The organism is Frigidibacter sp. SD6-1, from assembly GCF_030143255.1.
Lineage (GTDB): Bacteria > Pseudomonadota > Alphaproteobacteria > Rhodobacterales > Rhodobacteraceae > TMP-24.
This window is the reverse complement of record NZ_JARJNR010000005.1, coordinates 228,646-241,407: the sequence shown is the minus strand read 5'-3', so window position 1 is coordinate 241,407 and position 12,762 is coordinate 228,646. Positions and strand designations below refer to the sequence as shown.

Annotated in this window: 10 protein-coding genes; 3 read left to right on the top strand and 7 right to left on the bottom strand. The window is 64.7% G+C overall.

Features of this window, described 5'->3' with window-relative positions; translation table 11 throughout:
- Positions 1–48: 48 nt before the first annotated feature.
- From P0645_RS11380 to P0645_RS11370, 3 genes are all read right to left on the bottom strand, one after another.
- The gene (locus tag P0645_RS11380) at positions 49–2,022 is read right to left on the bottom strand and encodes an oxidoreductase (RefSeq protein WP_284164698.1); all 1,974 of its coding nucleotides are present in this window, start codon (positions 2,020–2,022) and stop codon (positions 49–51) included.
- 1 nt (position 2,023) lies between these two features.
- On the bottom strand, positions 2,024–3,565 hold the full coding sequence (locus P0645_RS11375; RefSeq protein ID WP_284164697.1) for a trimethylamine methyltransferase family protein: 1,542 nt from the start codon (positions 3,563–3,565) through the stop codon (positions 2,024–2,026).
- 186 nt (positions 3,566–3,751) lie between these two features.
- Entirely contained in the window at positions 3,752–5,203 is a 1,452-nt protein-coding gene (locus tag P0645_RS11370; protein WP_284164696.1) for an aldehyde dehydrogenase family protein, read from the bottom strand.
- A gap of 264 nt (positions 5,204–5,467) precedes the next feature.
- Here P0645_RS11370 and P0645_RS11365 point away from each other — a divergent pair, with 264 nt between their 5' ends.
- A complete protein-coding gene (locus P0645_RS11365; RefSeq protein ID WP_284164695.1) occupies positions 5,468–6,121 on the top strand; it encodes a peroxiredoxin in 654 nt (217 codons plus the stop codon).
- Between the two features lie 138 nt (positions 6,122–6,259).
- On the opposite strand, the gene P0645_RS11360 is transcribed toward P0645_RS11365, so the two are convergent.
- Positions 6,260–6,946 (bottom strand): response regulator transcription factor, encoded by a 687-nt coding sequence (locus P0645_RS11360; protein WP_284164694.1) that lies wholly within the window; start codon positions 6,944–6,946, stop codon positions 6,260–6,262.
- Between the two features lie 175 nt (positions 6,947–7,121).
- Here P0645_RS11360 and ribA point away from each other — a divergent pair, with 175 nt between their 5' ends.
- Positions 7,122–8,195 carry a GTP cyclohydrolase II gene (gene ribA, locus P0645_RS11355; protein WP_284164693.1) on the top strand — a complete coding sequence of 358 codons (1,074 nt, stop codon included), beginning with the start codon at positions 7,122–7,124 and terminating at the stop codon, positions 8,193–8,195.
- Positions 8,192–8,734, top strand: a complete 543-nt coding sequence (locus tag P0645_RS11350; RefSeq protein WP_284164692.1) for a L,D-transpeptidase family protein — start codon at positions 8,192–8,194, stop codon at positions 8,732–8,734. The genes ribA and P0645_RS11350 overlap by 4 nt, the downstream gene beginning before the upstream one ends.
- Positions 8,735–8,738: 4 nt before the next feature.
- Here the strand turns inward: P0645_RS11350 and P0645_RS11345 are convergent, their stop codons facing one another.
- From P0645_RS11345 to P0645_RS11335, 3 genes are all read right to left on the bottom strand, one after another.
- Entirely contained in the window at positions 8,739–9,392 is a 654-nt protein-coding gene (locus P0645_RS11345) for a YggS family pyridoxal phosphate-dependent enzyme (RefSeq protein WP_284164691.1), read from the bottom strand.
- On the bottom strand, positions 9,379–11,544 hold the full coding sequence (locus P0645_RS11340; protein WP_284164690.1) for a tetratricopeptide repeat-containing sulfotransferase family protein: 2,166 nt from the start codon (positions 11,542–11,544) through the stop codon (positions 9,379–9,381). Before P0645_RS11340 ends, P0645_RS11345 begins: the two co-directional genes overlap by 14 nt.
- 140 nt (positions 11,545–11,684) lie before the next feature.
- Positions 11,685–12,662, bottom strand: coding sequence for a porin (locus tag P0645_RS11335; RefSeq protein WP_284164689.1), 978 nt, complete (start codon positions 12,660–12,662; stop codon positions 11,685–11,687).
- Positions 12,663–12,762 lie beyond the last annotated feature (100 nt).

Below are 12,762 nucleotides of genomic sequence, written 5' to 3'. Positions count from 1 at the left end.
CCGGACCCTGTCCGGGACTCCCCCGGGATATTTGGAAACGAAAGAGGGTCAGAGAGAGAGCGCTGCCTTGCGGCCATCGTGGAAGGCATAGGCGGCCAGGCGCGGGGCGGCGCAGTCGCCGATGCGGCGGGTGTCCTTGCCGGGGAAGCTTTCGGGGAACGGGTCGAAAGACCGGTTCGTCGTGGACATCACCAGATCGGAGGCTTCGATCACCTGTTCCTCGCCGGTCAGCAGGCTGCGTACGGTGGCGCCGTTGCCGTGCCAGGCGGCGATGCAACTCTCGGTCAGGAAGCGCGCGCCGAGGCGGGCGAGCTTGCGGCGGGCGGCGCCGTCGGCCGAGGTTCGGGCCACTTCGCGTCCGACGAAGGGTTCGGGCGTGACGATCACGACCTGCCTGCCCTGTTCGGCCATCGCCCAGGCCGTGCCGACGCCGCGCCAGTTTGAGCCTTCGTCGTAAAGAATGACCGTCTGCCCGAGCCGCGCCTCGCGGCGCATCACCTCTTCGGGCGACCAGACATGGCCAAGGTCGATCCCCGGCAGGCGGGCAAGATGCGGCAGCCAGCGCTGGAAACCGCTCGGGTCGGGCAGCGAGCCGGTGGCGAGGATCACGCTCTCAGCAGGGTGGGCGGCGATCTCGTCGGCGTCGAGAAAACTGTTCAGCTTCAGCGTGACGTCCAGCCGGGCGAACTGGCGTTCGTACCAGCCCATCAGGTCGAGGATCTGCGCCCGCCGCGGCTGCAATCCGGCCAGCCGGAACTGGCCGCCGATCTGCGGGGCGGCTTCATGTAGTTCGACCCGATGACCGCGTTCGGCGGCCGCGCGCGCGGCCTCGAGCCCGGCCGGGCCGGCGCCCACGACCAGGACATCGCGCGGTTCTGCGGCCGGGGTAAACCGGTCGCCGCCCCATTCCCATTCGCGCCCCGCCGACGGATTTATCAGGCAGGAAATCCAGTAGTCGCGCGACCGGCGGCCCCAGCACATCTGATTGCAGGAGATGCAGCCCCTTATGTCGTCGGCCCGGCCCTCCATCGTCTTCCTTGCCAGATGCGGGTCGGCGATCTGGCCCCGCACGATCGAGACCATGTCGGCCTCGCCGCTCGCGATGATCGTCTCGGCATTCTCGGGCGTGCGGATGCCCGCTTCGGACGTGACCTTCGCGTGGACGAGCGCCCCTTTCAGTTGCCGGGTGAAGGGCGTCGTGAGTTTCTCGCCCTCGGTGAAGGCCGGGATGATCCCCTCGAAATCGAGGTAGGACCCATAGCCCACTGTCACATAATCGACATGGCCGGTGGCATCGTGCAGCGCGACCACCTCGCACAGGTCGTCGGGGGAAAGTATCACCGGATAGGCGGTCGAATGGCTGACGGCGAGGCCGACGATGAAATCCTCGCCGCAGTCGCGCCGGATACGCTCGATCAGAAGGCGCGAGAAGCGGGTGCGGTTTTGCAAGGACCCGCCCCATTGGTCGGTGCGGTCGTTCGACCAGGGGGTCCAGAACTGGTCGATCAGCGAATGATAGGCCGCCCAGAGCTCGACCCCCTGAAAGCCGCCCGCCTTGGCCCGCCGGGCGGCGGCGGCGTGCGCGTCGAGCAGGTCCTCGATCTCGGCGCCAGTCATCCGGTGGCTGCCGTCGCTGTCGTGATAGGAGGGCCCGCCCGAGGGCGACCAGTGCGGCTGAAAGCTGAGGTCGGAATCGCCATGCGCGCCGACATGGTAGATCTGCTGCAGGATGACGGCGCCCGCCTCCTTCACCGGTTCGGTGAGCTTGCGGAAGGCGGGGATGATCGCGTCCGTCTCGTGCAGGTAGTTGCCGCGGGTCAGCACGCCGGTGCGGTGGGCGGGCACCGGTTCGGCCACGATCATCGCCGCGCCCCCGAGCGCGCGTTCCAATAGGTAGCCCGCGGCGCGCGGCCCCGGCTGACCCATGTCGGACATGTTCGCCGTATGGGCGCCGAAGACGATGCGGTTCTTGAGGGTCTGCCCGCGCAGCGTGATCGGCGAGAGGAGGCGCGGGTGATCCATGTCAGTACCAGGCGTCCGCCATTCCGTCCTTCCGGCGAGCGATGAAATCCTTCAACGCCTCGTCTGTGGCCTCGTCCAGGGGCGGCGCCTCATATTCGCGCAGCCGTTCTTTCCAGAGCTTGTTGGCGCGCGTCGCAGCATCGAGCGAACCGGCTGCCTCCCATTGCTCAAATGGCGAATTGTCGGCCGTCTCGCTGTCCCAATAGGCGGTTTCGTAGTTGGCCAGCGTATGGGCGGAACCGAAGAAATGGTTGCCGGGGCCAACCTCGGCAAAGGCGCCTTCCGCCAGCTGGTTTTCGTCGATCTTCACGCCATCGAGATAAGTGTGCAGCGCGCCGCAGAGGTCGGCGTCCAGAATAAATTTTTCGTAGGACATCGACAGAAGGCCGTCGAGGAAGCCGGCCGAATGCAGGATGAAGTTCGCCCCGCAATGCACGGCGGCCAGCATCGACATCGTGCCTTCGGTCATCGCCTGCGCGTCAGGCAGCTTCGAGGTGGAGAAGTTGCCCGAACAGCGCAAGGGCAGGTTCAGGCGCCGCGCGATCTGGCCGATGACCATCGAGCCGATCGCCGGTTCCGGCGTGCCGAAAGTGGGCGAGCCGGTCTTCAATTGCGTCGAGGACAGGAAGTTCCCGAAGATCACAGGCGCGCCCTTGCGTTCCAGCTGGGTCAGGGCGCAGCCGACCATGGTTTCGGCGACGGCCTGGGCGATGGCACCGGCGTTCGTCACCGGACCCATGGCGCCACCGAGAATAAAGGGCACGATGACCGCTGCCTGGTTGGCACGGGCATAGGCGCGCAGCGATTTCGTCATCGTCCCGTCCCAGACGAGCGGCGAGTTCACGTTCACATTGCCGAGGATCACGCAATTGCGGTCGACGAAATCCGCGCCAAAGAGGATGCGGCACATCTCGATCGAATCCTCGCTCCGCTCTTCGGCGGTTACCGAGCCCATGAACGCCCGGTCCGAATAACGGATGTGGGAATAGACCATGTCCAGATGGCGCTTGTTGACCGGCACGTCGGTCGGTTCGCAGATGGTGCCGCCGGAATGGTGGAACCAGGGCGAGGATTGCGCAAGCTTGATGAAGTTCTGGAAATCCTGCAGCGTGCCGAACCGCCGCCCCCGGTCCATGTCCATCACGAAGGGCGAGCCATAGGCCGGCGCGAAGACCACGCCCTTGCCGCCGACCTGCACGGAATTGGCCGGGTTGCGCGCATGCTGGGTAAAGATAGGCGGCGCCGATTTCAGGATTTCGCGCAGCATGCCCTGCTCGAACCGGACGCGCAGATCGTCGATCTTCGCGCCCGCATTTTTCCACAGCGCCAGAGCCTCTGGATCGTCGCGGAAATCGATACCGACCTCGGCCAGGATACGGTCGGCGGCGCGTTCGATCGCCTGCAGGCTTTCCTCGCCCAGAATGTCGTAGGTCGGGATATTGCGGGTGATGTAGGGACGGTGCAGGTGAGAATGGTCGTGGCTCGAACGTTCCCTGCGCCGCGCCTCGCGGCCGCCATGCCGTGCTCTTGCCGCCTCGCTCATCGGACCCTCCTGTCATGCCTCACACATGCTAGGAGCCCTGTCGGGGCAGACAAGACGCGGAGGCGACATGAACCGGCTCGAAAATGTCGCTTTGACACTTCGCCCGAGGGCCGGGCGCCGTCCGGCACAGCCGGACCGGATCGCAAGGGGCTCGATGCCCCTCGCGATCCGGGCTGGTCAGTCATCTCATTCGGCCGCCAGATCGGCCGTCCAGCCGGAAATCGCCTTCACTTCCAGGAACTCCTCAAGTCCCCAATGCCCGCCTTCGCGCGCGCGCCCCGAGGCCTTCACCCCGCCGAACGGCGCGCCTGCGCCGCGCGGCTTGCCGTTCATCTCGACCATCCCCGACTTCAGCACCCGGGCCAGCCGGTTCGCCCGCGCGCTGTCGCCGGTCTGGACGTAATTCGTCAGGCCGTAAGGCGTGTCATTGGCGATGCGCACGGCTTCTTCCTCGCTCTCGAACGGGATGATCGACAGGACGGGCCCGAAGATTTCCTCGCGTTCGATGGTCATGCCCGGCGTCACATCGGCAAAGATCGTGGGCTTCACATAGAAGCCCCGGTTGAACCCGTCCGGCAGGCCCGGGCCGCCCGCGACCAGCCGCGCGCCTTCGTCGATGCCCTTCTGGATGTAGCCCTGGATCTGCTCCCACTGGCGCTTGTTGACGACCGGGCCGACATGATCGCCCTCGGCACTTGCCGGACCGACCTTGATCCCCTCGGCAATCGCGGCGGCCTTCGCGACCGTATCCTCATAGACCGACCGCTCGACCAAAAGCCGCGAGGGCGCATTACAGGACTGGCCGGTGTTGTCCATCATCCGCCGCACAGACCGCTCGACCGCGCCCTCATCGGCATCTGCGAAGAGAAGGTTCGCGCCCTTGCCGCCCAGTTCCAGCGTCACGCGCTTCAGCGTCTCCGACGCGGCCTTCGAAATCGCCTTGCCCGCCCGCGTCGAGCCGGTGAAGGAAATCATCTCGACATCGGGATGTTCCGAGAGGCGGCTGCCCACGCCCATGCCGTCGCCGTTCACCAGGTTGAAGACCCCCGGCGGCACGCCTGCATCATGGCAGAACTCGGCGAAGAGCATCGCGTTCAGCGGGCTTTCCTCGGACGGTTTCAGAACGCAGGTGCAGCCCGCCAGCATCGCCGGTATCGCCTTCAGCGCGATCTGGTTCACCGGCCAGTTCCAGGGTGTGATGAGAACCGCGACCCCGATCGGCTCCAGCGCGATCATGGCGCCGGGAGCGTGAGCGCCCAGGGGCTTGATCCAGTCGATCTTGTCGAACGCGCGCAGGAAATTGTTCGTATGCCAGGGCAGGCAGGGCGCCTGCTGTTCGCGCGCGAAGTCGATGGGCGCCCCCATCTCCATCGAAATCGCCTGGGCGAATTCTTCCTTCCGCGTCTCGTATTGGTCGAGGATGCGGGCGACGATTTCGCGCCGTTCGGCGGGCGGCGTCGCGGCCCAGGCCGGGAAGGCCGCCTTTGCGGCCGCCACCGCGCGGTCGGCGTCGGCCACCGACCCAAGCGATATGACGGCACAGGGCTCCTCGGTCGAGGGGTCGATGACCTGCCAGTCGCGCGCCTCGGCGGGCTTCACCCAGGCACCGTTGATGTAGAAGTCGCGTTTCTCGATCATCCTGTCGTTCCTTCCTGCGAGTCCGGGGCGCGGCGAACATGCCGCATAATAATTTGATCAAATGTTAGCATGGCGCCGGGCAGACTTCAAACAGATCGACTTGCCCCTTGCCCGTGCATGAAACCGGGATGCCCGTCAGCCCAGCTGCGCCTCCTGCGGAACCTCGTCCTCTTTTGCGGGAACCTAGCCATGGGCAGGTGATATTCTGTTCCAAAAGACCTATGTCATGGCCCATGAACGACAACACCAGACAAGGAGAGTCCCATGGGCCTGCGCATCAATGACATCGCCCCAGACTTCACCGCCGAATCGACCGACGGCACGATCCGCTTCCATGACTGGATCGGTGACGGCTACGCCATCCTCTTTTCCCACCCGCGCGACTTCACGCCGGTCTGCACCACCGAATTCGGCGCCGTGGCGCAGCTTGCGGCCGAGTTCGAGAAGCGCGGCACCAAGGTGATGGGCGTGTCTGTCGATTCCGTCGAAGACCACGCCAAATGGAAACGCGACATCGAGGCCTTCGCCGGTGCGCCCGCGAACTTCCCGATCATCGACGATACGTCGCTGGCCGTTGCCAAGGCCTATGACATGCTGCCCGCCGACTATTACCTGCCGACCGAAGGGCGCACACCCGCCCATTCGGCCACCGTCCGCACCGTCTATATCATCGGGCCGGACAAGAAGGTGCGCCTGACCATGACCTACCCCATGTCGATCGGCCGGAACTTCGCGGAAATCCTGCGCGCGCTTGACGCGGTGCGCGCGACCGATGGCGTGCCCTTCGCCACGCCCGCGAACTGGGTTCCCGGCCAGGATGTGATCGTGGCGCTTTCCGTGCCGACCGCGGAGGCGGAAGAACGGTTCGGCAAGCTTGATATCAAGCTGCCCTACCTGCGCTTCGCCAAGCGGCCTTAAGGTTCGTGGCCCGGCCATGACAGGGGCCTTCGCCGGGCCGCCCACCCGCGCCTTCCGCCAAAAAAAGACCCGGGCGTGAGCCCGGGCCAGTCCAACAGGGAGGATGCCGCATCATGACCCCGATGCGGCCAGGGGAACTCATGGGTTAAGTCTATAGCCGCCGGATTCGGTAACAAGAAGGCGGGCGTTTGACGGATCTGGTTCTATTTTTTGTCTCAATCGGTAAATGTGTGTTTCCAAAGTGTGGGTAGTCACCCCGGCATTATAGCCCCAGACCTCGTGCAGCAGCACATCGCGCGCCACGACCGTTTCGCCCGCGCGATAAAGGAACTTCAGGATGCTGGTTTCCTTCTCGGTCAGGCGGATTTTCTTGTCTTTCACGTCAATTAGCATCTTCATCGCCGGCTTGAACGTATAGGGCCCAAGGCCGAAGACCGCGTCTTCCGACTGTTCATGCGTCCTCAGCTGCGCGCGGATGCGCGCCAGCAGAACCGGGAACTTGAAGGGCTTCGTCACATAATCGTTCGCGCCCGCGTCGAGCCCGAGGATTGTGTCAGCATCCGTATCATGCCCGGTCAGCATGAGAATCGGGCATTTGACGCCCAGCTTCCGAAGCTTGCGGCACAGCTCGCGCCCGTCGGTATCGGGCAGGCCCACGTCAAGCACGATCAGGTCATAGGCGGCACCCTTGGTCTTCTCGACCGCTTCCGCGCCATTGCCCGCCTCGAACACATCGAAGTCGTCGGTCGAGACGAGCTGTTCGGCCAGTGCCTCGCGCAGGTCCTCGTCATCGTCGACAAGCAGGATTTTCTTCAGGGTCGCCATGCTGCCCTCCGCCTATATCGTTGATCGAGACTTGGCGGCTTGGACCCTGATCGACAAGGGATGCGACATAAGTCTCACGCGGTCGTGTCGAAAAGCCGCGCTATGTTTCAATTTCCTGCAGCGCGGACTATCTAGGGCGGGTCGATTGTTGCAAACCACGCGCCCTGGAATACCGATGACGCTCGGCCCCTCTCCCGTCGAACGGCTGAACCGCGCCCGCGCCGATCTGCGCATGGGGGTGCCGGTGGCGATCGTCTCGGCCGGGGCGGCGCTGGTGGTCGCGGCCGCCGAAACGCTTGAGCCTGGGCGGCTGGCGGCCCTTCGCGCGCTCGGGCCACCCGTCGTCGGGCTGACCGCGCGCCGGGCCGAGGTGTTGAAGATCGCTGCCTATGACGGCGATCTGGTCAGGATCGCGCTGCCCGCGGACGCCGATATCGGCTGGATCCGCGACCTTGCCGATCCGTCGCACGATCTGTCGCGGCCGATGAAAGGCCCGTTCCGGGCAGAGCGCGCCGGTGATGCTGCGCCCATGCGCGCCGCACTGTCGCTGATCAAATCGGCGCATCTTCTGCCCGCCGCCATCGCCGTGACGCTGACCGGGGCCGAGGCCGGGCTGACGCATCTCGACCTGGCCGAACTGCCTGCGCTTCTGGCCGCCGCCTCGCCCTTCCATCCGGTCGCAGCCGCCCGCGTGCCGCTGGCCGCAGCCGAGGCGGGCCGCGTCCATGTCTTCCGGCCCGCGGCAGGCGGCGAGGATCATTATGCCATCGAGATCGGCAGCCCCGACCGCAACAGGCCGGTTCTGGCGCGGCTCCATTCAGCCTGTTTCACCGGCGATGTGCTCGGCAGTCTGAAATGCGATTGCGGCGCGCAGCTTGCGGCCGCGCTGGCGCAGATGGCGGAAGAAGGCGCGGGCGTGCTCCTCTATCTCAATCAGGAAGGCCGGGGCATCGGCCTTGCCAACAAGATGCGCGCCTATTCGCTGCAGGATCAGGGGTTCGATACGGTCGAGGCCAACCACCGGCTGGGCTTTGAGGATGACGAACGCGATTTCCGCATCGGGGCCGAGATTCTAAGGCGGATGGGTTTTGCCGCGGTCCGGCTTCTGACCAACAATCCGGCGAAGATCACGATGATGGAACGCACTGGCATCGCCGTGACCGAGCGCGTGGCGCTGAAGGTGGGCCGAACGCGCCAGAACGCCGCCTACCTTGCGACCAAGGCGAAGAAGTCGGGGCACCTCTTGTGAGCCCCGCCGACATGGTGCTGACACCGACCGGCCTTCTCTTTCACGGTCGCCGCTTCCCGGTCACCTGGGGTCGCAGGGGCATCACGGATAAGAAGCGGGAGGGCGACCTTTGCACCCCGTCGGGCAGCCTCAGGATCGTCGCCACGCTCTACCGGCCCGACCGAATGTCACCACAAGAAATCCCGCCCTGGGCGGCGCCGATCGGCCTGCAGGACCGCTGGTGCGATGCGCCCGACCATCCCGACTATAATCAGCTGGTGACCAAACCCTTCGGCCAGACCAATGAACGCCTGCGCCGCGCCGATCCGCTCTATGACCTGGTGATGATCACCGACTGGAACTGGCCCGAGGCGGTACCCTATCGCGGATCGGCGATCTTCCTGCATCAATGGCGGCGGATGTGCCATCCGACCGCCGGTTGCCTCGCTTTCCGCCGCGACCATCTGATCTGGATCGCGGGCCGCGCCGCGCCGGGCACCCGGCTGCTCATCCGCCCTGACAGGCGTCTTCGCAGCGAAGAGGGCTGCAAGGCCCGATGAGCGGCTAGCCGTAGGCGCGGGCGCCGAAGATCGCCGATCCGACGCGCACATGGGTGGCGCCTTCGGCGATTGCCGCCTCGAAGTCACCCGACATGCCCATGGAAAGCCCCGAAAGGCCGTTCGCCTCTGCGATCGACCGCAGAAGCCGGAAGTGCGGCGTCGGCGCCTCGCCTTCCGGCGGAATGCACATCAGGCCCGAAAGTGGCAGCCCCATCGCCCGGCAGTCGCGGACATATCCGTCCGCATCGCCCGGCAGGACGCCCGCCTTCTGCGGCTCCTCGCCCGTGTTCACCTGCACGAACAGGTCCGGCGAGGCGCCCCGCGCCTCGGCGAGCCGCGCGAGTTTTTCCGCAAGCGACGGCCGGTCGAGCGTATGGATCGCCTCAAAGAGCTCGACCGCAAGCTTGGCCTTGTTGGTCTGCAAGGGCCCGATCATATGGACCTCGACGCCGGGAAACCGCGCCCGCCAGCCGGGCCACTTGGCTCCCGCCTCCTGCACGTAATTCTCGCCGAAAAGCCTGTGCCCCTCGCCCAGCACCGCCTCGACGCGCTCCGCCGGCTGGACCTTCGACACGGCGATCAGCCGGACCGAACCCGCCGCCCGCCCCGCTGCCGCCTCGGCCGCCCGCACCCGGGCAAGGATATCAGTCAGAGACAAGGCCGCGCGCCTTCAGTTCGTCGAGCATGGGCTTGAGATCCTTCTCGAACCGTTTCCACCCCTTGACCGAGCTTTTGGTGATCGGTTGCCTCACCTGATAGAGGCTTAGCGTCTCGACCTTGCGATCGTTGTCCTCGGGCCGCAGGCAGGCATCTTCCCATTCCAGCCCGCAGGCCGCGATCAGCTTGCGGGTTTCGGGTTCGGGATCGGCGACGAGCTTGTCGTAATCGACTTCGTAGAAACCGCCTGGCATCACCTCGCGCCAATAGTCGACGATCTGAACGAAGGTCTCGTAGAGCACGACAAGATCGTGCTGATCGTATGCGTAAAGATGGGCGCCGTCGGGGAATTTGTTCTTGTACATCGACAGGAGATTGTCGCGCGGGTCACGGCGCACCACGACGATGCGGGCGTTTGGCAACGCAAGCTTTACCAGGCCAAGATAGAGATAGGTCTGGATCGACTTGTCGGAGGCAAGGAGATCGTCGCCAAACCGCTCGCGCATATAGGCGGCATATTCATCGCCAAAACCGGCAAGCTCTGCGTCGGTCAGGGTCCGGACGGCCCGCAGGCCGGTTCCACGAGTCAGAAGTTTCTGCGCGAGGCCCGTGATCTTCCCGACTTCTCCAGCCCCTCGAACGCGCGAGTGGCTGGAGATGATCTGTTCAACAAGCGTCGTACCCGATCGCGGCATGCCGGTGACGAAGATCGGAGCGTAGTTTGTGGTGTCCGCGACAATACGGCCGCGCCAGTCTGAGCCGGCATAGGCCGCCCTAAGTGCCTCGCGCTCGCGCAACTGGCTCTGAGGGTCATAGGCAAATATCTTGCGCATCAACGCGTTCGCGGCGTCAAGGTAACCGAATACGCGGCCATCGTCCTTCGTATCTTCCAACGCCTTGGCGATGGCGAAGCCAAGGTTCATCCGGTCGAAGTCGCTGAGGCCTTTCTGATTATAGATATTGATCATACGATCGATCACCGGATCGCCCGCCTTGGTCTTGTGGGCGGCGATATAGGAGCGGTAGTTCTCCCCGTTGGTCGGATCGATCTCGAAGGCACGCAAGAAGAGCGGGCGCGCTTCTTCGAAACGGCCGAGCGTCTGAAGTGCCATCGCCTTGCCGCCCGTCGCGATGGGCGAGTTGGGGTCGATCACAAGCGCCCGTTCGTAGTTTTCCAGTGCAGATTCGTCCTTGCCAAGGCGGGCCTGCGCCTGGGCGAGCATGCCGAGCGCCTCTGCCATCTTGCCGTCGCTGAGCTCCACCGCCTTCTCAAGCGCCGTTTCTGCCTTCGCATAATTGCGCGCGCGTGTGTGTGCATTGCCGAGCGCAAGCCAGCAGGTCGGCGATTTGGGATTGGCCGCGACCGCCCGTTCCAGCGGCGGTATGCCCGCTGGCGCCTGCCCGAGGAGTGCGAGGCAGGCGGCGTGATTGATGATGGCCGAAACCATGTAGGGTGCGACGATCACCGCCTGCCGCAGATGCGGAATTGCCTCGGCGGGGCGATGCAGCTCCATCAGAACCCGGCCGAGATTGTCGTGCGCTTCGGCATAGCCGGGGTCGATCTTGATCGCATGCCGAAAGTGCGGGGCGGCCTCCGCGAGACGGCCACGCATGGCCTTCGTGCCACCGAGAACATTCGCAGCCACCGCCAGTGTCGGGTCCTGCCTGAGAAGGGCAGACGCCAGTGCTTCGGCCTTCTCGAAGTCGCCCTTGCCCATCAAGTCGAGAAGCCGTGCCGTGTCACGGGCCTTCTGCCCGATTCCGGAGCGGTGCGATTTGGCGCGTTTGGTGGCGAAGCGGTCCTGAAGCTCGATCTTCAGCTCGGGACGAAGCATCGCGCCCTTGATCGCCGTGAGGAATTCGGCCTCATCCTCGGCCGCGCCGCCTAATGCCAGCGCCTCGGCCCAGCTGAGCCAGATCGCGCTTTCGGCTGGCTTCAGCCGGGCGGCGGACCGCAGGGGCTTCAGGCCGAGTTTCGGTCGGTTGGATTCGATCGCAACGCGGCCGACCTGAAAATGCGCCTCGGCCAGGTTCGGGTTGGTCTCGACGATCGCTTCCAGCCGCTTCAGCGCCTCGTCAAACCGCTTTGCCGCGATATCCTTCAGAGCTGCGGCATAGAAGCTCTTGAGCTGGTCGTTGGTCAGAGGCGGCATCATCAAGGTCCGATTGATAAAGTCGCGCGGACCTTATCTAGCCCCCCTGCTATTGTCGAGTTCACGGCCCGAAAATGAGGTCGCGAAAAAGAAAGAGCGGGCCGAAGCCCGCTCTTCCAGAAGTCCATCCGACCCGAGGATCAGAACGACAGGCCGAGACCAGCCGACCAGGTCTTGTCGCCATGACCGTTCGACGAATTGAAATCGCCATCACCGTAGCCGAACATCGCAACTGCGCCACCGCCGAGATCGTAGTTGACCACGAGGCCCCAGCCGTCAACATCGGTCGCGCCGAGGTCGTAGGAACCGTAGTTCGCACCAACCGTCAGAGCGCCCGTGGTGTAAGCGAGCCCGAGGCCCCACCAGTCGATATCGCCAGCGCCCGTGAGGTCATAGCTGGCCCAGCCGAGGTTAGCCGAGAAGCCATTCGCCATTTTTGCGCCGAGCGATATAGCGGTCGCATCAACATCGAACGCACCGATGCTTGCCGCCTGATAACCGATACCGGCCGACACTTCGGTGCCGTTCATATCGCCCGACCATTTCAGACCGAGGCCGAGAACCGGATCGCCAGTACCGGTGTCGTCGAGCTCTGCCGAGACGGCAACACCGAAGTCACCGAACGAATATTCGTAGCGCATGACCTGACCGTCGTAGAGACCGTCAAGGCCGGTGTTCCAGTAAGCGCCAGCATGGGTCGAGTGGTCGTCAGCGATCGCCGTTCCGGTGTAGATTTCCGAGACCGCCCAGTCGAGCGCGCCGTCGGTGTCACCCAGGGTGACCTTGCCGAACGAGCCCGAAACCCAGACGGACGAGTCATTTTCTTTGGGGCCGGCGTTGCCGCCACCCGTAGCGTCGATCGAGTCGCCGTTCAGTTCGTCCAGATCGATGGTCGCGCCGAACGACAGGCCCGAGTCCGACTCGCCCGAGAGCGTGACGGTGACGTCGATGTCATTCCAGAACTGGGTGTCGAACTCCTGAATGCCGGGAGTTAGCGGATCGATATCGCCCGAACCGCCGGCGATACCGATTTCGGCGTAGCCCGAGAGGCTGACTTCAGCGGCCGCAGCGCCGGCGAAGCCGACGAGAGCGGTGGTCGCAAGAAGGATCTTTTTCATTTCGTTTTCCCTCGTTGTGTCAAAGGTAGGCCCAACTCAGGGGAATCCGAATTGGGTATGGGCTTCTATTTCCCCTCTCGCCCCGGTCAATGCAATCGAA

Excerpts from the sequence above, each read along its gene's own strand:
- P0645_RS11380 (WP_284164698.1), bottom strand. The coding sequence starts at position 2,022 with ATGGATCACCCGCGCCTCCTCTCGCCGATCACGCTGCGCGGGCAGACC.
- P0645_RS11375 (WP_284164697.1), bottom strand. The coding sequence starts at position 3,565 with ATGAGCGAGGCGGCAAGAGCACGGCATGGCGGCCGCGAGGCGCGGCGC.
- P0645_RS11370 (WP_284164696.1), bottom strand. The coding sequence starts at position 5,203 with ATGATCGAGAAACGCGACTTCTACATCAACGGTGCCTGGGTGAAGCCC.
- P0645_RS11365 (WP_284164695.1), top strand. The coding sequence starts at position 5,468 with ATGGGCCTGCGCATCAATGACATCGCCCCAGACTTCACCGCCGAATCG.
- P0645_RS11360 (WP_284164694.1), bottom strand. The coding sequence starts at position 6,946 with ATGGCGACCCTGAAGAAAATCCTGCTTGTCGACGATGACGAGGACCTG.
- ribA (WP_284164693.1), top strand. The coding sequence starts at position 7,122 with ATGACGCTCGGCCCCTCTCCCGTCGAACGGCTGAACCGCGCCCGCGCC.
- P0645_RS11340 (WP_284164690.1), bottom strand. The coding sequence starts at position 11,544 with ATGCCGCCTCTGACCAACGACCAGCTCAAGAGCTTCTATGCCGCAGCT.
- P0645_RS11335 (WP_284164689.1), bottom strand. The coding sequence starts at position 12,662 with ATGAAAAAGATCCTTCTTGCGACCACCGCTCTCGTCGGCTTCGCCGGC.